The organism is Microbacterium tenebrionis, assembly GCF_903645325.1.
GTDB classification, from domain to species: Bacteria; Actinomycetota; Actinomycetes; order Actinomycetales; family Microbacteriaceae; genus Microbacterium; species Microbacterium tenebrionis.
Window position 1 is genome coordinate 255,694 of the sequence record NZ_CAHJXQ010000002.1, and the last position, 20,005, is coordinate 275,698.

The 20,005-nt window shown below is 68.0% G+C and carries 18 protein-coding genes, 1 pseudogene and 2 riboswitches; of the genes and pseudogenes, 16 read left to right on the forward strand and 3 right to left on the reverse strand.

Features of this window, described 5'->3' with window-relative positions:
* Positions 1-74: 74 nt before the first annotated feature.
* Positions 75-755 (reverse strand): NUDIX hydrolase, encoded by a 681-nt coding sequence (locus HWX58_RS04635; protein WP_438268240.1) that lies wholly within the window; start codon positions 753-755, stop codon positions 75-77.
* Between the two features lie 60 nt (positions 756-815).
* Positions 816-909, forward strand: a riboswitch (glycine riboswitch).
* Positions 910-1,004, forward strand: a riboswitch (glycine riboswitch).
* 55 nt (positions 1,005-1,059) lie between these two features.
* On the opposite strand from HWX58_RS04635, the gene gcvT reads away from it, so the two are divergent.
* The 8 genes from gcvT to HWX58_RS04675 all read left to right on the forward strand — a co-directional run bounded on the left by gcvT (position 1,060) and on the right by HWX58_RS04675 (position 11,458).
* Positions 1,060-2,160: a glycine cleavage system aminomethyltransferase GcvT gene (gene gcvT, locus HWX58_RS04640; protein ID WP_175985860.1), complete on the forward strand. Its 1,101-nt coding sequence runs from the start codon at positions 1,060-1,062 to the stop codon at positions 2,158-2,160.
* A complete protein-coding gene (gene gcvH / locus HWX58_RS04645; RefSeq protein WP_175985861.1) occupies positions 2,157-2,534 on the forward strand; it encodes a glycine cleavage system protein GcvH in 378 nt (125 codons plus the stop codon). Before gcvT ends, gcvH begins: the two co-directional genes overlap by 4 nt.
* A 61-nt stretch (positions 2,535-2,595) precedes the next feature.
* Entirely contained in the window at positions 2,596-5,457 is a 2,862-nt protein-coding gene (gene gcvP, locus HWX58_RS04650) for an aminomethyl-transferring glycine dehydrogenase (RefSeq protein WP_217702954.1), read from the forward strand.
* Between the two features lie 210 nt (positions 5,458-5,667).
* Positions 5,668-7,299 carry a peptide ABC transporter substrate-binding protein gene (locus HWX58_RS04655; RefSeq protein ID WP_175985863.1) on the forward strand — a complete coding sequence of 544 codons (1,632 nt, stop codon included), beginning with the start codon at positions 5,668-5,670 and terminating at the stop codon, positions 7,297-7,299.
* Positions 7,300-7,379: 80 nt separating this feature from the next.
* On the forward strand, positions 7,380-8,312 hold the full coding sequence (locus HWX58_RS04660; RefSeq protein WP_175985864.1) for an ABC transporter permease: 933 nt from the start codon (positions 7,380-7,382) through the stop codon (positions 8,310-8,312).
* Positions 8,299-9,243: an ABC transporter permease gene (locus tag HWX58_RS04665; protein ID WP_175985865.1), complete on the forward strand. Its 945-nt coding sequence runs from the start codon at positions 8,299-8,301 to the stop codon at positions 9,241-9,243. Before HWX58_RS04660 ends, HWX58_RS04665 begins: the two co-directional genes overlap by 14 nt.
* Positions 9,240-10,889, forward strand: coding sequence for an ABC transporter ATP-binding protein (locus HWX58_RS04670; protein ID WP_175985866.1), 1,650 nt, complete (start codon positions 9,240-9,242; stop codon positions 10,887-10,889). Before HWX58_RS04665 ends, HWX58_RS04670 begins: the two co-directional genes overlap by 4 nt.
* On the forward strand, positions 10,889-11,458 hold the full coding sequence (locus HWX58_RS04675) for a PH domain-containing protein (RefSeq protein ID WP_175985867.1): 570 nt from the start codon (positions 10,889-10,891) through the stop codon (positions 11,456-11,458). Before HWX58_RS04670 ends, HWX58_RS04675 begins: the two co-directional genes overlap by 1 nt.
* 77 nt (positions 11,459-11,535) lie before the next feature.
* Here HWX58_RS04675 and HWX58_RS04680 read toward each other — a convergent pair whose 3' ends face one another.
* Positions 11,536-12,291: a CPBP family intramembrane glutamic endopeptidase gene (locus HWX58_RS04680; RefSeq protein ID WP_175985868.1), complete on the reverse strand. Its 756-nt coding sequence runs from the start codon at positions 12,289-12,291 to the stop codon at positions 11,536-11,538.
* A 194-nt stretch (positions 12,292-12,485) separates the two neighbouring features.
* Here HWX58_RS04680 and typA point away from each other — a divergent pair.
* Positions 12,486-14,395: pseudogene (typA, locus tag HWX58_RS04685) on the forward strand (translational GTPase TypA).
* A gap of 141 nt (positions 14,396-14,536) precedes the next feature.
* Here typA and HWX58_RS04690 read toward each other — a convergent pair.
* Positions 14,537-15,082, reverse strand: coding sequence for a helix-turn-helix domain-containing protein (locus HWX58_RS04690; protein ID WP_175985869.1), 546 nt, complete (start codon positions 15,080-15,082; stop codon positions 14,537-14,539).
* Positions 15,083-15,146: 64 nt separating this feature from the next.
* Here HWX58_RS04690 and HWX58_RS04695 point away from each other — a divergent pair, with 64 nt between their 5' ends.
* The 7 genes from HWX58_RS04695 to HWX58_RS04725 all read left to right on the forward strand — a co-directional run bounded on the left by HWX58_RS04695 (position 15,147) and on the right by HWX58_RS04725 (position 19,970).
* A complete protein-coding gene (locus HWX58_RS04695) occupies positions 15,147-15,893 on the forward strand; it encodes an AzlC family ABC transporter permease (protein ID WP_175985870.1) in 747 nt (248 codons plus the stop codon).
* Entirely contained in the window at positions 15,890-16,204 is a 315-nt protein-coding gene (locus HWX58_RS04700; protein ID WP_175985871.1) for an AzlD domain-containing protein, read from the forward strand. Before HWX58_RS04695 ends, HWX58_RS04700 begins: the two co-directional genes overlap by 4 nt.
* A gap of 35 nt (positions 16,205-16,239) precedes the next feature.
* Positions 16,240-16,641, forward strand: a complete 402-nt coding sequence (locus tag HWX58_RS04705; protein ID WP_250646095.1) for a histidinol dehydrogenase — start codon at positions 16,240-16,242, stop codon at positions 16,639-16,641.
* 9 nt (positions 16,642-16,650) lie between these two features.
* The gene (fdxA, locus tag HWX58_RS04710; protein ID WP_175985872.1) at positions 16,651-16,971 is read left to right on the forward strand and encodes a ferredoxin; all 321 of its coding nucleotides are present in this window, start codon (positions 16,651-16,653) and stop codon (positions 16,969-16,971) included.
* A gap of 3 nt (positions 16,972-16,974) precedes the next feature.
* Positions 16,975-18,087 carry a succinyldiaminopimelate transaminase gene (gene dapC, locus HWX58_RS04715; RefSeq protein ID WP_284690597.1) on the forward strand — a complete coding sequence of 371 codons (1,113 nt, stop codon included), beginning with the start codon at positions 16,975-16,977 and terminating at the stop codon, positions 18,085-18,087.
* Between the two features lie 184 nt (positions 18,088-18,271).
* Complete coding sequence (locus HWX58_RS04720) at positions 18,272-19,567, forward strand: citrate synthase (protein WP_175985873.1); 1,296 nt, start codon at positions 18,272-18,274, stop codon at positions 19,565-19,567.
* A gap of 64 nt (positions 19,568-19,631) precedes the next feature.
* A complete protein-coding gene (locus tag HWX58_RS04725) occupies positions 19,632-19,970 on the forward strand; it encodes an SHOCT domain-containing protein (protein ID WP_175985874.1) in 339 nt (112 codons plus the stop codon).
* Positions 19,971-20,005 lie beyond the last annotated feature (35 nt).

A 20,005-nucleotide genomic window follows, 5' to 3' on the forward strand; every position in this document is an offset into this window, starting at 1 on the left:
CTTATGGTCGATTCGACACTTACTGTGCGTGATCAGATTATGTCGAAGTGACATTAAGTGCAATTCGCGCCGCGTCAGCTTCCCGTCGCGAGGCGGAACAGGCGTGCGGGGCGGTGCTTGCCTGTGCGGAACGACTCGGTCGGCACGAGCTCGTCCGAGCCTTCGAGCAGCCGGCGGAAGTTCGAGGGGTCCAGGCGCCTGCCGAGCACGGTCTCGTACACCTCGCGCAACTCGGTGAGAGTGAACTCGTCCGGCAGGAGTCCTGCGCCGATCCAGCTGTAGCCGACTTTGTTGCGCAGCCGGAACAGCGCGTACTCGGCGATGCGGTTGTGGTCGAAGGCGAGCTCCGGAAGGTCGTCGACGTCGAACCATTCGACGTTCTCCGGGGCGCCTGCCGCCGCGCGCTGGGCGTCGACGAGGTCCGAGCGCAGCAGCGCCCAGTAGACGATCGAGATCGCACGCGTGGGGGAGCGGTCGACGTCGCCGAAGGTGTAGAGCTGCTCGAGGTGGCTGGGCCCCAGCGCCGTGGTCTCGGCGAGGGTGCGGGATGCCGCGGCATCCAGGTCCTCCGCCGGGTCCAGCCAGCCGCCCGGCAGCGCCCACATCCCCAGGTGCGGCTCGCGCGTGCGCCGGACGAGCGGCAGCATGAGCCTGTCGCCGTCGTCGCCCGCGCGCAGCGAGAAGATGACCGTCGAGACGGCGACGCGGATCGCGTCGATCTCTCCGAGCGCGGGGCTGCCAGGCGAAGGTGTCACGCCGTCGAGCCTAGATGAGCGGTGCGGCTATGCTGGGAGCGCTAAGTGAACACAGGCCGCATGACCTGCGCGGGAGAGTCCGATGTACGCGATCGGGCACCGAAGGAGCAAGCCTCCCCGCCAATCTCTCAGGTATCCATACCGTGCACGTCCGGCCGCTCTGAAAAGCGATCTCACGATCCGCCGACGGTGAAAGTCCTTGTGTGCAACGAGTGGCGAAACTCTCAGGCCCATGACAGAGGGGGAGTTCTCGGATACCGTGCATTTGCGTACGGCATCCTTCCGATCGATACGGGAGAACTCCATGACCGAGGCCCGCTACACCCCGTTGCGCGAGCGACACGAGTCGCTGGGCGCGTCCTTCACGGACTTCGGCGGCTGGCAGATGCCGGTGCGCTACACGTCCGATCTCGCCGAGCACCATGCCGTGCGCGAGGCCGCGGGGCTCTTCGACATCTCGCATATGGCCGAGTTCACGATCGAGGGCCCGGATGCCGCGGCGTACCTCGACCACGCGCTCGCCGGACGGCTGTCGACCATGGCTGTGGGCAAGGCGAAGTACTCGCTGATCCTCACCGAGGACGGCGGCATCGTCGACGACGTCATCGTCTACCGCCTGGGGGAGGACCGGTTCCTCATCATCTCGAACGCCGGGAACCGGGATGCCGTCGCCGTAGCGCTCCCGGAGCGCACGGGCGAGTTCGAGGTCGTCGTGGCCGACGTATCGGACGACTATGCGCTCATCGCCGTGCAGGGCCCTGCATCCGAGCAGATCGTCTCGGCGATCGAGGGGATCACCGAGGTCGGCACGCCCTGGCACGAGCAGAAGTACTACGCATGGGCGGACGCCTTCTTCCTGGGGCACCCGCTGCTCATCGCCCGCACCGGATACACCGGCGAGGACGGCTTCGAGCTCCTCGTCCGCGCCGCCGACGCCGCAGCTCTCTGGGATGCCGCGCTCGCGGCAGGCTCCGCGCACGGCCTCGTCCCCGCCGGGCTCGCCGCCCGCGACACGCTCCGCCTCGAGGCGGGGATGCCCCTGTACGGACATGAGCTGTCGCTCGACACGAAGCCCGCTCAGGCCGGGCTCGGCCGCGTCGTGGCATCCGACAAGGACGACTTCGTCGGCAAGGATGCCGCCCTGCCCGCGGATGACGCCCGCGTCCTGGTCGGCCTCACCGCCGACGGGCGCCGTGCAGGCCGCGCCGGCTACGCCGTGGTGACGGAGGGCGGCACTGCCGTCGGCGAGATCACCTCCGGCGCGCTCAGCCCCACCCTGGGCCATCCGATCGCGATGGCGTACATCGACCCCGCGGCGCAGACGATGCCGCTGTTCCTGGACGTGCGCGGAACGAAGATCCCCGCGACCGTCGCCGCCCTGCCTTTCTACCGGAGGAAGAAATGACCGATCTCACCGCTCTCAAGTACACCGACGAGCACGAGTGGCTCGCCGTCGACGGCGACACCGCGACCGTCGGCATCACCGACTACGCCGCTGACAAGCTCGGCGACGTCGTGTTCGTCGAGCTGCCGGCCGTCGGCACCGAGATCACCGCCGGCTCCGTCGTCGGCGAGATCGAGTCGACCAAGTCGGTCGGCGAGCTCTACGCGCCGCTGGCCGGCACCGTCACGGAGGTCAACGACGCCGTCGTAGACGACCCTTCGCTCGTCAACGCCGAACCCTTCGCCGGCGGCTGGTTGATCAAGGTCGCCATCGCCGACGGTGCGGCCGACGGCCTGCTCGACCGCGACGCCTACGTCGCCCTGACGGAAGGCTGATTCCGCAGTGACAGGATTCGCCGACCGTCATATCGGAACCACCGAGCAGACGCAGCGCACGATGCTCGAGGCTCTCGGGCTCACGCCGGAGATCGAAGACCCTTCGACCGCTGAGCCCGTCGAAGCGTCAGGCATCGATCCGATCGAGTCGCTCATGCGTCAGGCGGTGCCCGGGAGCATCTACACCGACCCGTCGCGGCAATCGTCGATCCCCGCTGCGGCCACCGAGGCGCAGGCGCTCGCCGAGCTGCGCGGCTTCGCGTCGCGCAACACAGTGAACACGCCGATGATCGGTCTGGGCTACTACGGCACGATCACGCCGAGCGTGATCCAGCGCAACGTCCTCGAGAACCCGTCCTGGTACACCGCTTACACGCCGTACCAGCCGGAGATCTCGCAGGGGCGTCTGGAGGCGCTCATCAACTTCCAGACGATGGTCGCCGATCTCACCGGCCTCACGACGGCGAACGCGTCGATGCTCGACGAGTCCACCGCGGTCGCCGAGGGGATGCTGCTGGCCAGGCGCGCATCGAAGTCGAAGTCGAACGTGTTCGTCGTCGACGCCGGAGCATTCCCACAGACCAAGGCGCTGCTCGCCACGCGCGCCGAGGCGCTGGACATCGAGCTCGTCGAGCGGGATCTCGCCGGCGGTGAGGCATTGCCGGATGAGCTGTTCGGCGTGTTCGTGCAGTACCCCGCGGCATCCGGTCTCGTGTGGGACCCGAGCTCCGTCATCGATGCCGCGCACCTCGCTGGCGGCCTCGCGGTCGTGGCGGCCGATCTGCTGGCACTCACGCTGATCGCCTCGCCGGGCTCGCTCGGCGCCGACGTCGCGGTCGGCACCACGCAGCGCTTCGGTGTGCCGATGGCTTTCGGCGGCCCGCACGCCGGTTACATGGCCGTGCGTCAGGGACTGGAGCGTCAGCTGCCCGGGCGCCTCGTCGGCGTCTCGGTGGATGCCGACGGCAGGCCCGCCTACCGGCTCTCGCTGCAGACGCGCGAGCAGCACATCCGCCGTGAGAAGGCCACCTCGAACATCTGCACCGCACAGGTGCTCCTCGCCGTCATGGCCTCGATGTACGCGGTCTATCACGGTCCCGACGGGTTGGCGAACATCGCCCGCAACGTCGCGCTGCGCGCATCGATGTTCCGCGACTGGCTCGTCGAGGCCGGCGCCGACGTCGTGCACGAGGCGTTCTTCGACACCGTGCAGGTGCGCACAGCGGATGCCGCGGCGATCGTGGCCCGCGCGCACGACGAGCACGGCATCCTGCTGCGTCTCGTCGACGAGAACACGGTCGGCATCTCGGTCGACGAGACGACCGACTTCGGTGCGCTGCACCAGGTGGCGATCCTGTTCGGCGGCAAGGAGCAGCGCTCGTTCGGCTACTTCGGCAGCGGGTCGCACGGCGCCCTACCCGAGACCCTGATCCGCGCGGACGAGTACCTGACCCACCCGGTCTTCCATGTGCACCGCTCCGAGACCGCCATGATGCGGTACCTGAAGAGCCTCGCCGACCGCGACTACGCGCTCGACCGCGGCATGATCCCGCTCGGCTCGTGCACCATGAAGCTCAACGCCGCGACCGAGATGGCGTCGATCACGTGGCCGGAGTTCGCGCAGATCCACCCGTTCGCGCCCGAGTCCGATGTCGCCGGGTACCTGGAGATGATCGATCAGCTCGAGGGCTGGCTGGCCGAGGTCACCGGCTACGACGCCGTCTCGCTGCAGCCGAACGCAGGATCCCAGGGCGAACTCGCCGGACTCCTCGCGATCCGCGGCTATCACCTGGCGAACGGTGACGAGCACCGCACCGTGTGCCTCATCCCATCGTCCGCGCACGGCACGAACGCGGCATCCGCCGTGCTCGCCGGCATGAAGGTCGTCGTCGTCGCCTGCGACGAGCTCGGCAATGTCGATCTCGACGATCTGCAGGCGAAGATCGCCGCGCACGCCGACGAGATCGCGGCGCTCATGATCACGTATCCGTCCACGCACGGCGTGTACGAGCAGGATGTCGTCGACATCACGACCGCCGTGCACGACGCCGGCGGCCAGGTGTACGTCGACGGCGCGAACCTCAACGCGCTGCTCGGCTTCGCACGGTTCGGCGACCTCGGCGGCGACGTCTCGCACCTGAACCTGCACAAGACCTTCGCGATCCCGCACGGCGGCGGCGGGCCGGGCGTGGGACCGGTGGCCGCCAAGGCGCACCTGACCGAGCATCTGCCCTCGCACCCGCTCGCGCAGCGCACGGCGCACGCCGGCGGGTACGAGTTCGCCGGAGGGCCGGTCTCGGCCGCGCCCTATGGATCGGCCGGCATCCTGCCGATCTCGTGGTCGTACGTCCGCATGATGGGCGCCGAGGGGCTTCGGGATGCTACGGCTGCCGCCGTCCTGTCGGCCAACTACATCGCCGCGCGCCTCGGCGAGCACTACCCGGTGCTGTACGCCGGTGAGAACGGCCGTGTCGCGCACGAGTGCATCCTCGACCTGCGCCCGCTCAAGGAGACCACCGGCATCACGGTCGACGACGTCGCCAAGCGGCTGATCGACTACGGCTTCCACGCTCCGACGATGTCGTTCCCCGTTCCGGGGACCCTCATGGTCGAGCCGACCGAGTCCGAGGACATCGGCGAGATCGACCGGTTCATCGAGGCGATGATCATGATCAAGCAGGAGGCCGACGCCGTCGCCGCCGGTCGCTGGCCCGCCGACGACAATCCGCTCGTGAACGCGCCGCACACCGCGGTGTCGCTGATCGCGGGGGATTGGGACCACGCCTACACCCGCGAGGATGCCGCCTACCCCGTGCACTCCCTCGTCGCGGGCAAGTACTGGCCGCCGGTGCGCCGCATCGACCAGGCCTACGGCGACCGCAACCTCATGTGCGCGTGCCCGCCGATCGAGGCGTTCGCGTAGCATCCGCGTCCGACGCCGCCCCCTCCCGCCACCGGCGGATGAGGGGGCGGCGTCGTTTCCTGTGCGAGTCACGGCTGTTTCGCTGTTGTGGCAAGTCAGTAACGGTTCATTAACGGAGCTATTCCAACGATGGAACGTCACGTAGCCTCTCGTGTATCCGGTGCGTCCGAAGCCGACGCACCCTGGACCTGTCCACAGGAGGACACCACAATGAAGCGAAACAAGATCACCCTGGCCGGGGTCGGTCTGCTCTCCGTCGGCGCTCTCGCGCTCGCCGGCTGCGCAGGCGGCAACAACGACACCGGCAACGGCGACGGTGAGGCCAGCGGCGACGCCACGGCCATCATCTCGGTCAACGGCTCCGAGCCGCAGAACCCGCTGATCCCGACCAACACCAACGAGGTCGGCGGCGGCAAGATCCTCGACGCGATGTTCGCGGGCCTCATCGGCTACGCCGCTGACGGCTCGGTGTACAACGACGTCGCCGAGGACATCACGGTCGATGACCCGCAGAACCTGACGGTCAAGCTGCGTGAGGGCCTGACCTTCACCGATGGCGAAGAGGTCACCGCCGACAACTTCATCAAGGCGTGGAACTACGGCGCACTCGCCTCGAACGAGCAGCTCTCGAGCTACTTCTTCGAGGACATCGAGGGCTTCAGTTACGACGAGGACTCGGAGCTGACCGGCCTCGAGCAGGTCGACGACTACACGTTCACGATCGCGCTGAACAAGCCGGCCTCCGACTTCGCGCAGCGCCTCGGCTACTCGGCGTACTACCCGCTCCCCGACGCCGCGTTCGACGACATGGAGGCGTTCGGCGAGAGCCCGGTCGGCAACGGCCCGTACATGCTCGACGGCGAAGGCGCCTGGCAGCACGACGTGGGCATCAACCTCGTCTCGAACCCCGACTACGACGGCCCGCGGACCCCTGCCAACGGCGGCCTGGACATCAAGTTCTACGCCACCCAGGATGCTGCGTACTCCGACCTGCTCGCGGGTGAGCTCGACGTCCTCGACGCCGTGCCGGACTCCGCCTACGAGACCTTCGAGTCCGACCTCGGAGACCGTGCGGTCAACCAGCCGGCGGCTGTCTTCCAGTCCTTCACGATCCCGGAGCGCCTTGAGCACTTCGGCGGCGAAGAGGGTCAGCTGCGCCGCCAGGCGCTGTCGATGTCGATCAACCGCGAAGAGATCACCGATGTGATCTTCCAGGGCACCCGTACCCCGGCCAGCGACTTCACCTCGCCGGTCATCGACGGCTGGTCCGACTCGCTCGAGGGCGCCGAGGTCCTGGCGTACGACCCCGAGAAGGCCAAGGAGCTGTGGGCAGAGGCTGACGCCATCAGCCCGTGGAGCGGCGAATTCCAGATCGCCTACAACGCCGACGGCGGCCACCAGGCCTGGGTCGACGCGACCGTGAACTCGATCAAGAACACGCTCGGCATCGACGCATCGGGCGCACCGTACCCGACCTTCGCGGAGCTGCGCGGCGAGGTCACCGACCGCACGATCCAGACCGCGTTCCGCACCGGTTGGCAGGCCGACTACCCGGGTCTGTACAACTTCCTCGGCCCGCTCTACGCGACCAACGCCGGATCGAACGATGGCGACTACTCCAACCCCGAGTTCGACGACCTGCTGTCGCAGGGCATCTCGGCGACCGACCCGGAGGAGGCGAACGGCCTGTTCCAGCAGGCGCAGGAGGTTCTGCTCCAGGACCTGCCCGCAGCGCCCCTGTGGTACTCCAACGTCGTCGGCGGCTACGGCGAGACCGTGGACAACGTCGAGTTCGGTTGGAACTCGGTGCCGCTGTACGAGCAGATCACCAAGGTCGGCTGACACCCGCATAGGCGACGAGGCGGTGGAAGAAACCACCGCCTCGTCGTCCTGTGCGTCCCGTACCCGAAGGGAGGACGAGGGTGGCAATCTACATCCTCAAACGGATTCTGCAGGCGATCCCGGTGTTCTTGGGCGCCACCCTGCTGATCTACTTCATGGTCTTCGCGATGCCCGGCGATCCCATCGCCGCGCTTTTCGGAGACCGCCAGCCGAACCCGGCTCTGCTCGAGCGGCTGCGTGCGCAGTACCACCTCGACCAGCCGTTCCTCGTGCAGTACTTCTATTACATCGCCGGAATCTTCCGGCTCGATTTCGGTATCAGCTTCTCCGGACAGCCGGTGATCGAGATCCTCGCCCGCACGTTCCCCGTCACGCTGCGGCTTGCCGTCATGGCCGTCGGCATCGCCTTTGTGCTCGCGATCGTGATCGGCCTGTTCTCGGCGCTCGGCAAGGGCGGCATCTTCGACAACTCGATGCTCGTCATCGCGCTCGTGTTCGTCGCCGTGCCGATCTTCGTGCTCGCGTTCCTCGCGCAGTACTTCCTGGCCGTGCAACTGGGATGGTTCAGACCCACGGTCGGAGCCCGCAACGACTGGGGCGATCTCTGGCTGCCGGCGATCGTGCTCGGCCTCAGCGTGTATGCGACGAGTATGCGCCTGACCCGTAGCTCGACGATCGAGACGCTGAACCAGGACTGGGTGCGCACAGCCTATAGCAAGGGGCTGCCGCGAGAGCGCGTCATCCCCGTGCACGTGCTGCGCAACTCGCTCATCCCGATGGTCACCGACCTCGGCACCGTGTTCGGCATCCTGATGGTCGGCGCGACTGTCACCGAGGGTATCTTCAACGTCCCGGGCGTCGGCAATACCCTCTACCAGGCGATCATCCGCGGGGAGAACCCGACGGTCGTGTCGTTCGTGACGGTGTTCGTCGTCGTCTATGTGTTCATCAACATCGTCGTGGATCTCATCTACGGCCTGCTCGACCCGAGGATCCGCTATGTCTCGAACTGACGCGCGCACGGAGCACTACGTCGCTCCCGTCGACACGACTTCGGTTCCCGTCGACGTCGTCCGCATCAACGCCAAGCGCAGCAACCTGTGGCTCGACGCCTGGCGCGACCTGCGCCACCGGCCGCTGTTCTGGATCTCGGCGGCGTTCGTGCTGCTCGTGGTGATCGTCTCGCTGTTCCCCTGGCTCTTCACGAGCGTGCCACCGAACAACGGATGCTCGCTGGCCAGCAGCAACGGCGGACCCGAAGCCGGTCACCCGCTCGGTTTCACCCGTCAGGGCTGCGATGTGTACTCCCGGGTGATCTGGGGCACGCGCACGTCGGTCGTGGTCGGTCTGCTCGCCACTCTGATCAGCACCGTGATCGGCATGATCATGGGTGCGTTCGCCGGGTTCTACGGCGGATGGCTCGACTCGCTGCTCTCGCGCATCGGCGACATCTTCTTCACGATCCCGTACATCATCGCGGCGATCGTCGTGATGTCGGTCATGCCGGTGCGCAATGAGATCGTCCTCGCATTCGCGATCGGCGGGTTCGCCTGGGCGTCGACCGCGCGCATCATGCGCGCCGAGGTGCTTCGCGTGAAGCAGGCGGACTTTGTCATGGGAGCGGAGGCGGTCGGACTCTCGCGGTTCCGTACGCTGATCTCGCACGTGCTGCCGAACGCCATGGCTCCGGTCATCGTCGTCGCCACCCTCAGCCTCGCCGCCGCGATCGTCGCCGAGTCGGTGCTGTCGTTCCTCGGCGTCGGACTCGGTGGCAACACGATGTCGTGGGGAAATGACATCAGTCAGGCCCAGACGAACATCCGGACCGCACCGATGGCGCTGTTCTGGCCGTCGCTCGCGCTGACCGTGACCGTGCTGGCATTCATCACACTCGGCGAGCTGCTGCGCGACGCCGTCGACCCGAAGGCGAGGGCTCAGCGATGAACGACGCACCTCTTCTCAGCATCCGTGACCTGAAGGTCGCATTCCGCAGCGGCAAGGACGTGCGCGAGGTGCTGCACGGGGTGAGCTTCGACATCTACGAGGGCGAGACACTCGCCATCGTGGGCGAGTCGGGCTCGGGCAAGTCGACGACCGCTGCGGCGATCATCGACCTGCTGCCGGGGACGGGGCATGTCACCGACGGCAGCATCTCCCTCGGCGGCAAGGACCTCACCAAGGCCGGTCGCCGCGAGATGGAGCGCATCCGCGGCCGCGAGATCGGCTACGTCCCCCAGGACCCGATGTCGAACCTCAACCCCGTGTGGTCGATCGGCTTCCAGGTCAAGGAGGCCGTGCGTGCCAACGGGCTGGCCCAGGGGCGCAAGCAGGTGCACGACCGCGCCGTCGAAGTCCTGCAGCAGGCGGGGCTCGCCGACGCCGCGCGGCGCATGCATCAGTTCCCGCACCAGTTCTCGGGAGGCATGCGCCAGCGCGCCCTCATCGGGATCGGCCTCGCGGCCGACCCGAAGCTGCTGATCGCCGATGAGCCGACGAGTGCGCTGGACGTCACCGTGCAGCGCGTGATCCTCGATCACCTCGCCACGCTCACGAGCGAGCGAGGAACGTCGGTTCTGCTCATCACGCACGACCTGGGACTGGCCGCGGAGCGGGCGGACCGCATCCTCGTGATGAACCAGGGCGAGATCGTCGAGGCCGGACGCAGTGCCGAGATCCTGACGAACCCGCGGCATCCGTACACGCAGCGCCTGGTCGCCGCGGCCCCGAGCCTGGCATCCCAGCGCATCGGCGACACGGGTCTGACCAGCGCAGCCGTCGAGGATGCACCCGCCGTGGTCGAGGTGCGAAACCTCGTCAAGGACTTCTCGATCCGCACGGGAGGGCTGCGCCACGAGCAGTTCCGCGCGGTCGATGATGTCTCGTTCTCGATCCCCCGCGGCAAGACGCTGGCACTGGTGGGCGAGTCCGGATCGGGCAAGTCCACGGTCGCGAAGATGCTGCTGCAGCTCGAGAAGCCGACCGACGGTGAGATCCTCATCGACGGGACGCCGACGAGCACGATGTCGAGGGCGGATGTCTTCCGCCTGCGTCGTCGCATGCAGCCGGTCTTCCAGGATCCGTACGGCTCGCTCGACCCGCTGCGCAGCATCGGCAACCTCATCTCCGAGCCCCTGCACGTGCACGGCATCGGCACGAAGGAGGAGCAGCACCAGCGCTCGCTCGAACTCCTCGAGCAGGTCGCGCTGCCGCAGGAACTCGCATGGCGGTACCCGAACGAGCTGTCCGGCGGTCAGCGCCAGCGCGTCGCGATCGCCCGGGCCCTCGCGCTCAAGCCCGACATCGTCGTCCTCGACGAGGCCGTGTCGGCGCTCGACGTGCTGGTTCAGGATCAGATCCTGCAGTTGCTCTCGGACCTGCAGCAGGAGCTCGGTCTGACGTACCTGTTCATCACGCACGACCTCGCGGTCGTCCGCGTCGCCGCGGACCTCGTGTGCGTCATGGAGCAGGGGCGCATCGTCGAGCAGGGCACGGTGGACGAGATCTTCACCAACCCGCAGGAGGAGTACACCCGGCGACTGCTCGAGGCGATCCCGGGCGCATCGCTCACTCTGGGCGGCGGCACCGCCTGATGGCAGCTGATGCCAGGCCGCCCCGGGCCTTCCCGGTCACCGGGGCGGTCTGGCTGCTCGTCATCTGCGCGGTCGTCGCGCTGTACCTGCTGATCGATGCCGGGGTGCGCACCGGCGTCGGCGGCGCTCTGCTGCTGGCTCCGTGGCCGCTGCTCGTGCTCTGGTCCGTCTACGTCGTCGGGGTCGCATCCGACATCCGCGCCGACCGCGCGGGTGTCGAGGTGCAGAACCTCCTCCGCCGCACCTCGATGCCGTGGTCGCGCATCAAGCGCATCGCGATGCGCTGGCAGATCGAGTTCTCACTCGACGACGGAAAGGTCGTGCGCTGCTTCGGCGGGCCCGCACGCTCGCGTCCGCGGCGGATCGGCCCTGACCGTGCGAAGGAGGACGGCAACGAGAACGCCGCCGACGGCATCGCGAAGCTGCAGCGTCTGCGCCTGGACGCGCAGGCGGCTCCGGATGCCACTGCTCCGGATGCCGCAGTCGTGAAATCGTGGGACTGGCCCGCGATCCTCGCCCTCGTCGTCCTCGCGGCCTGGGCGGTCGCGGCGGTCCTCCTCACCCGCTGATCTGCACCGAATCCCCAAGGCCGCGCCGGCACAGCGCCGGATCGGCGCAGTCTCGACGCGGCCTTGCAGTCTCGAGGTCAGGGGAGGAGCGGGGCGACCAGGGGATAGCCGACGAACGCGACCGCGTCGATGATGAAGTGCGCGACCAGGAACGGCAGCAGTCGCCCCGTCCTCGCGAACAGCCAACCGAACACCAGCCCCATCGCCAGGTTCCCGATGAACGCACCCGGTCCCTGGTACAGGTGGTAGCTCGCGCGCAGCACCGAAGTGGCGATGATGATCGGCCAGCTGCCCCAGCCGAGCTGCCGCAGGCGCAGGAACAGGTACCCGAGCACCACGAACTCCTCGGTGAGCGACGCGCGGGCCGCCGACAGCAGCAGAATCGGCACGGTCCACCAGTGCGCGTCGATCCCGCCCGGGTCGACGGCGACGAAGAGCCCCAGCATCCGGCCTCCGACGTACAGGGCAAGGCCCGGGATGCCGATCGCCAGGACGAGCAGGATGCCCTGTCCGATCTCGCGTCCGACACGGGCGCCGTCGAGCCCCAGCGAGCCAAGGTGCGGGCGGCGGTGCTGCCAGACGAGGAAGCACACGAGCAGGACCGGAACGATCGAGAAGCCGATGCCGAGCACCTGGTAGATCAGGTCGAAGACCTCCCGGTCGCTGCGGGAGGGATTCAGCGTCGTCGACTGATCCGCCAGCGGGGTGGCATCCGTCAGTCGGTACACGATCTGCACGATCGCGTAGACGGCTGACTCGCCGAGCCCCAGGGCGAGGACGATCGCGATCTCCCACCACGTGCGGGCGCGCCCGGTCACAGCTTCTCGTTCCACGTGTCGATGCTAGATCCGACTCCGTTCAAGTAACGCGAATGACCTGATTCCCGGCCAGGATCGGGGCATTTGCGTTACTCGAACGCCGGACCCACAACCCCGTGCGATATCCTGGACCGTCACTTCGTCTCGCTGACGCTCGCTCAGTACAAGCGGCACCTCCATCACATCCCAATCCCTTTTAGGAAACCTGCATGGCGCACGCCCTTCGCTCTGACCTCCGCAATGTCGCAATCGTCGCGCACGTCGACCACGGCAAGACCACCCTCGTCGACGCGATGCTCCGTCAGACGGGCTCCTTCGGCGAACACGCGCACGTCGACGAGCGCGCCATGGACTCGAACGATCTCGAGCGCGAAAAGGGCATCACGATCCTCGCGAAGAACACCGCGATCACCTACAACGGCGCCCACACCGACGTCCCCGTCACGATCAACGTGATCGACACCCCCGGCCACGCCGACTTCGGCGGCGAGGTGGAGCGCGGCCTGTCCATGGTCGACGGCGTCGTGCTGCTCGTGGACTCCTCCGAGGGTCCGCTGCCGCAGACCCGCTTCGTGCTGCGCAAGGCGCTCGAGGCGAAGCTCCCCGTCATCCTGCTGGTCAACAAGACCGACCGCCCCGACGCGCGCATCGTCGAGGTGGAGGAGGAGGCTCACGACCTGCTCCTGGGCCTGGCATCCGACCTCGTCGACGACGTTCCCGACCTCGACGTCGACGCGCTGCTCGACGTTCCCGTCGTGTACGCGTCCGGCCGTGCCGGAGCGCCAGCCGCACCCCCCCCGACAACGGTGCCCTGCCCGACAACGACGACCTCGAGCCGCTGTTCGAGGCGCTCCTCGAGCACATCCCCGCCCCGGCGTACGACGACGAGGCGCCGCTGCAGGCGTGGGTCACGAACCTCGACTCCAGCCCGTTCCTCGGCCGCCTCGCCCTGCTGCGCGTCTTCAACGGCACGCTGAAGAAGGGCCAGACCGTCGCCTGGGTGCGCTCCGACGGCACCACCAGCAACGCCCGCATCACCGAGCTGCTGATGACCCGTGCCCTCGAGCGCTACCCGGCCGAGTCCGCCGGGCCCGGCGACATCGTCGCCATCGCGGGCTTCGAGGACATCACGATCGGCGAGACGATCGCCGACCCGAACGACGTCCGTCCGCTGCCGCAGATCCACGTCGATGATCCCGCGATCTCGATGACCATCGGCACGAACACCTCGCCGCTGGTGGGTAAGGTCAAGGGCCACAAGCTCACCGCCCGCATGGTGAAGGACCGCCTCGACCGCGAGCTCATCGGCAACGTCTCGCTCAAGGTCGTCGACATCGGGCGCCCGGATGCGTGGGAGGTGCAGGGCCGCGGCGAGCTCGCGCTGGCCATCCTCGTCGAGAACATGCGCCGTGAGGGCTTCGAGCTCACGGTCGGCAAGCCGCAGGTGGTCACCAAGAAGGTCGACGGCAAGGTCCACGAGCCCTTCGAACACCTGACGATCGACGCTCCTGAGGAGTACCTCGGCGCGATCACGCAGCTCCTCGCCAACCGCAAGGGCCGCATGGACAACATGATCAACCACGGCACCGGCTGGGTGCGCATGGAGTTCATCGTCCCCGCCCGCGGCCTCATCGGCTTCCGCACCGAGTTCATGACCACGACGCGCGGCACCGGCATCGCCAACAGCATCTCGCACGGCTACGAGCCGTGGGCCGGCCACATCACGACGCGTCAGAACGGCTCGATCGTGGCCGACCGCTCGGGTGTCGTGACGCCCTTCGCGATGATCGCACTGCAGGAGCGCATGTCGTTCTTCGTCAAGCCCACGCAGGAGGTCTACGAGGGCATGGTCATCGGCGAGAACTCGCGCAGCGATGACATGGACGTGAACATCACCAAGGAGAAGAAGCTCACCAACATGCGGTCGGCGACCGCCGACTCGTTCGAGTCGATGACGCCGCCGCGTGAGCTCTCGCTCGAGGAGAGCCTCGAGTTCGCCCGTGACGACGAATGCGTCGAGGTGACGCCGGAGGTCGTCCGCATCCGCAAGGTGATCCTCGACCAGACGACCCGTGGTCGCGAGACCGCGCGTCAGAAGCGCCAGGACGCCAACGCGTAACCCTCTTCCCCGTCGAGGCCCCCTCCGGTCGTCGACGCCCCCGCTCACATGCATCGCTGAGCGGGGGCGTGGATGCCGCGAGGGGGCGTTGTCGTATCGGCGGCGGGTCGCAGTCGGCGGACGGTCGCAGACGGAGCGAGGTCAGCGCAGCTCGGTGATCAGGACGGCGCTCGTGCCGGGGAGCAGCGCCTCGAACACGTGCGAGGCGTCGCCGGGGTAGGAGACGTAGTCACCGGGGTTCAGGATCACGGCATCGCCCGCCGTTCCCAGGCTCGCCTGACCGGAGACGAGCACGACGTGCTCGATCGTGCCGGCGTGGTGCGGCTCGGAACGCCGCGGCTCGCCGGGCTCGGCACGGATGAGGTAGACGTCGCGGCGGGCGCCGGGGGGGCTCGCTGACAGCAGCGACGCACTGTACGCGGCAGCGGCGGACGGCACCTCGGGGAGATCGTCGGCGCGGATCAGCGTCGGCGAGCTCGCCTGCTGCTCGACGAGAACGGCGAACGGCACACCGAGCGCGACGCCCAGCGCCCACAGCGTCTCGACGCTCGGGTTGCCGGCGCCGTTCTCCAGCTGCGACACGGTCGCCTTCGACACACCGGCCTGCCTCGCCAGCTCCGACACGGACAGGCCGCGGGCCTCGCGTTCGCGTCGAAGGGTGCGGGCGATGCGCGTTCCGAGATCCATCTGTTCATCATGCCAAACGATCGTTCACTTGACTGTCTTTCCGGTGATGTTCAGAATGATCATCATGCGTTCAGTGGATCGAACGGCGAAGGCCGAGCCGCCCGGCCTCGCGCGCCGCGAGGTGTGGCGCGAGGGTGTCGGCGTCGCCGTCGCCACGAGCGCCTACGGCATCTCCTTCGGCGCGCTCGCGGTGGCTTCGGGGCTGGACGTGTGGCAGACCTGCGTCCTGAGCCTGCTCATGTTCACGGGCGGGTCGCAGTTCGCGTTCATCGGGGTCTTCAGCGCCGGGGGGATGAGCGCTCTGCCCTCGGCTGTGGCCTCGGCCGCGCTGCTCGGAGTGCGGAACATGGCCTACGGCATGCGGATGTCGCCCATCATCGGCTCCGGCTTCTGGAAGCGTGCGGCGGCAGCGCAGGTCACGATCGACGAATCCACCGCGGTGGCGATCTCGCAGAGCGCCCGTCCGCTGCGGCTCCTCGGATTCTGGGTCACCGGCATCGGCGTGTTCGTCGGCTGGAATCTCACCACCCTCCTCGAAGCGCTGCTCGGCGATGTGCTCGGCGACCCCAAGACCTGGGGTCTGGATGCCGCGGCCGCAGCGGCCTTCCTCGCACTGCTGTGGCCTCGGCTCAAGCAACGGCAGGCGATCGCCGTGGGCGTCGCCGCGGCCGTGGTCGCCTCGGCGCTGACGCCGTTCATCATGCCGGGGCTTCCCGTGCTCGTCGCCGCCGTCGTCGCGATCGTCGTCGGCTGGTTCAACTGGCTCGGCGGCGACCGCCGCCCCCGAGTCGACCCGGAGGTGCCCGCATGAGCGTCTGGAGCGCCGTCCTGCTGGCCGCCTGCATCTGCGTGGCGCTCAAGGCGTTCGGCTACCTGATCCCCGCGCACCTGCTCGAGGCGCCGCGGCCGGCCCGGATCTCCGATCTGCTGACCGTCGCCCTGCTGGCCGCTCTGGTCGGTGTGCAGACGCTCGGCAGCGGGCAGGGCATCGTCGCGGATGCCCGCATCCCGGCCGTCCTGGTCGCTGCGGGACTGCTCTACCTGCGCCAGTCGTTCCTTGTCGTCGTGATCGCGGCGGCCGCCGTGGCGGCGCTCCTGCGACTGGCAGGATGGGCTGCCTGATCGGAGGTGGCACTGCACGCGCGTAGGATCTGATCGTGCCCAACTGGTTGTCCCGCCTGCTGTCCTGGATCGCGGCCGCGCTCGTCGGCGTCGTCTACGGAACTGCGGGCACGATCGCCCACAGCCTGATGTGGGGACCGGTGCCGATCGGGTTCATCGTCGCGGCCATCGCCTGCGGAGCCCTGCTCATCGCGGTCCGTGCGCTGACGCACGACCGCGCGGCGACGATCGCCACCGCACTCGGGATGATCGGGATGCTGCTGATCATCTCGGGCCCCGGCCCCGGCGGCTCGGTCATCGTGCCGAACACGCCCATCGGGCAGATCTGGATCTACGTGGTCTGCGGCATCGCGCTGCTCGTGATCGCCTGGCCGAACCTCAAGCGCTCCGCGCCGCAGCCGACGCGCCGGAGCGCACTGAACGAGAACGGGTCGTAGACTGAAGGGGTGACGTATGTGATCGCTCTCCCGTGCGTCGATGTCAAGGACCGCGCCTGCATCGACGAGTGCCCCGTTGACTGCATCTACGAGGGCGAGCGATCGCTGTACATCCACCCCGACGAGTGCGTCGACTGCGGCGCCTGCGAGCCGGTGTGCCCCGTCGAGGCGATCTACTACGAGGACGACCTGCCCGACGAGTGGCAGGACTACTACAAGGCGAACGTCGAGTTCTTCGAAGAGGTCGGTTCGCCCGGCGGCGCGGCCAAGGTCGGCGTCATCAAGCACGACCACCCGATCATCGCCGCGCTCCCGCCGCAGGGAGAGTAGGGCGTGGGGATCAGGGATCTCGCCGACTACCCGTGGGATGCCGTCGTCCCGTTCCGTGAGCGCGCGGCGGAGCATCCGCAGGGGATCGTCGATCTCTCCATCGGCTCGCCCGTCGACCCGACCCCTGACGTCATCCGGCAGGCGCTCGCCGAGGCCACGGATGCCCACGCCTACCCGCAGAACATCGGAACGCCCGCGCTGCGCGAGGCGATCGTGGAGTGGTACGCACGGCGCAGGGGAGTGCCGGACCTCATCGTCGACAACGTGCTGCCCACCGTCGGTTCGAAAGAGCTCGTCGCGCTGCTGCCGACGCTGCTCGGACTCGGCGAGGGCGACATCGTCGTCTTTCCCCGGGTCGCGTATCCGACCTACGAGGTCGGGGCACGCGTCGCCGGTGCCACGCCGGTGGCCGAGGACGATCCCGCGGCCTGGCCCGAGGGCACCAAGCTCATCTGGATCAACACTCCGGGAAACCCCGACGGGCGCACCTGGACGGTCGAAGAGCTCGCCGCGGCCGTCAGCCGCGCTCGTGAGCTCGGCGCCGTCCTCGCCAGCGACGAGTGCTATGCCGAACTCGGCTGGGACGGTCCGTGGGCGAGCGAACCGGTGCCCTCCATCCTCGACCCGCGAGTGACCGGCGCAGCCCGGAGCAACCTTCTCAGCGTGTACTCCCTGAGTAAGCAGTCCAACCTCGCCGGCTACCGCGCCGCCTTCGTCGCCGGATGCGCGCGGGTGATCGCCGACCTGCTCATGGCGCGCAAGCACCTGGGGCTCATGATGCCCGCCCCCGTCCAGCAGGCGATGGTCGTGGCCCTGGGCGATGACGAGCACGTCGCGACGCAGAAGGAGCTGTACCGCGCCCGCCGCGACCTGCTGAAGCCGGCTCTGCGGACGGCCGGCTTCCGGATCGACGGCTCCGAGGCCGGGCTGTACCTGTGGGCCACAGAGGGCAGGGACGCCTGGGAATCAATGGGTCGGCTCGCGGATCTCGGCATCCTGGCCGGCCCAGGACCCTTCTACGGACCCGACGCCGCCCAGCACGTGCGCCTCGCTCTGACGGCACCGCTGGAGCGCATAGCCGAGGGTGCGCGCCGGCTGAACGCGGCCGTCCTGTAGGAACCCGCCGCACGATCCACGCATCTCTTGGCGGATGTCACAGTAGGTCGATCTGACGACTAGGCTGTAAAGGCGATTCGGTCGGGATCCGGCCAGGCGCCCGGCGCCGTGCATCGCCATCGAGCCATCGACCATCAGGACGAATCTGACCGACATGGTCGCGTAAACCCACAAGGAGGTCCGCGTGAGTGCAGCGGGAGACCAGCAGGCCAAGGCCACTCTCACGATCGGTGAGACCACTGCCGAATTCCCGGTTCTGCGCGGCACTGCAGGCGCTGACAGCATCGACTTCTCGACGCTGACGAAGCAGACCGGCTACACCGGCCTCGACTACGGGTTCGTCAACACGGCATCCACGAAGTCCGAGATCACGTTCATCGACGGCGACCAGGGGATCCTGCGCTACCGCGGCTACCCGATCGAGCAGATCGCCAAGAACTGCACCTACCTCGAGGTCGCTTGGCTGCTCATCTACGGCGAGCTGCCCACGGCCTCCGAGCTGGCCGACTTCGACGAGCGCATCCGGCGCCACACTCTCCTGCACGAGGACCTCAAGCACTTCTTCTCCGCTCTTCCGCACACCGCGCACCCCATGTCGGTGCTGTCGTCCGCGGTCGCCGCGCTCTCGACCTACTACGAGGGCCAGACCGACCCGAACAACCCCGAGCACGTCGAGCTGAACATGGTCCGCATGCTCGCCAAGCTCCCCGTGATCGCGGCGTACGCGCACAAGAAGAGCGTCGGCCAGGCCTTCCTGTACCCCGACAACTCCCTGAGCTTCGTCGACAACTTCCTCAAGCTCAACTTCGGCGTGAACTCCGAACCGTACGAGATCAACCCGGTGATGTCGAAGGCGCTCGAGCTGCTGCTGATCCTCCACGAGGACCACGAGCAGAACGCGTCGACCTCGACGGTGCGCCTGGTCGGCTCGACCGGAGCCAACCAGTTCGCCTCGATCTCGGCCGGCATCCAGGCGCTCTCGGGTCCGCTGCACGGCGGCGCGAACGAGGCCGTGCTGAGCATGCTCGCCGAGATCCGCGACTCGGGTCAGGGCGTGCAGCGCTTCGTCGAGCGCGTGAAGAACAAGGAAGAGGGCGTCAAGCTCATGGGCTTCGGCCACCGGGTCTACAAGAACTACGACCCGCGCGCCAAGCTCGTCAAGGAGGCCGCTGACGAGGTGCTCCGCGAGCTCGGCGTCACCGATCCGCTCCTCGACCTCGCCAAGGAGCTCGAGGAGATCGCCCTCGCGGACGACTACTTCAAGGAGCGCCGCCTCTACCCGAACGTCGATTTCTACACCGGCGTGATCTACAAGGCGATGGGCTTCCCGACCCGCATGTTCACCGTGCTCTTCGCGATCGGCCGCCTGCCCGGCTGGCTCGCCCAGTGGCGCGAGTTGAACCTCGACCCGCAGACGAAGATCGGCCGCCCGCAGCAGCTGTACACGGGGTCGCCGGAGCGCACGTTCCAGACCCGCTGAGGTCGGGGACGCGCCGTCCGCGGCGCGGGCGTGCGCGCTGGGTGGCTGGGGATAGTATTCCGCCATGGATGATGCGCTCTTCGACGCCATGCCCGGTTCCATGGGCATCGCTTTCGCGATCTTCGGTGTCCTGTTCGTCGCGGCGGTGATCTTCATCATCGTCGCGGCGGTACGCAACTGGAAGACTGCGAAGGAGGCGGGATACGACCCGCTGACCATGCAGACGCAGGCCACGGCTCAGGTTCTGCGCAGCGAGCTTCTGCGCCCGGCCGGGACGCCTGTGGCCGAGGTGGCTCCACCATCGATCGAGCAGCGTCTTGCCGAACTCGATGATCTGCACGCACGCGGAGTCATCACCGACGTGGAGCACGCCGCGGCGCGAGCCAGTGCGCTCGGCACCTGATCCGACAGCACCCTGATCGATGTCGAAGGCCCCGA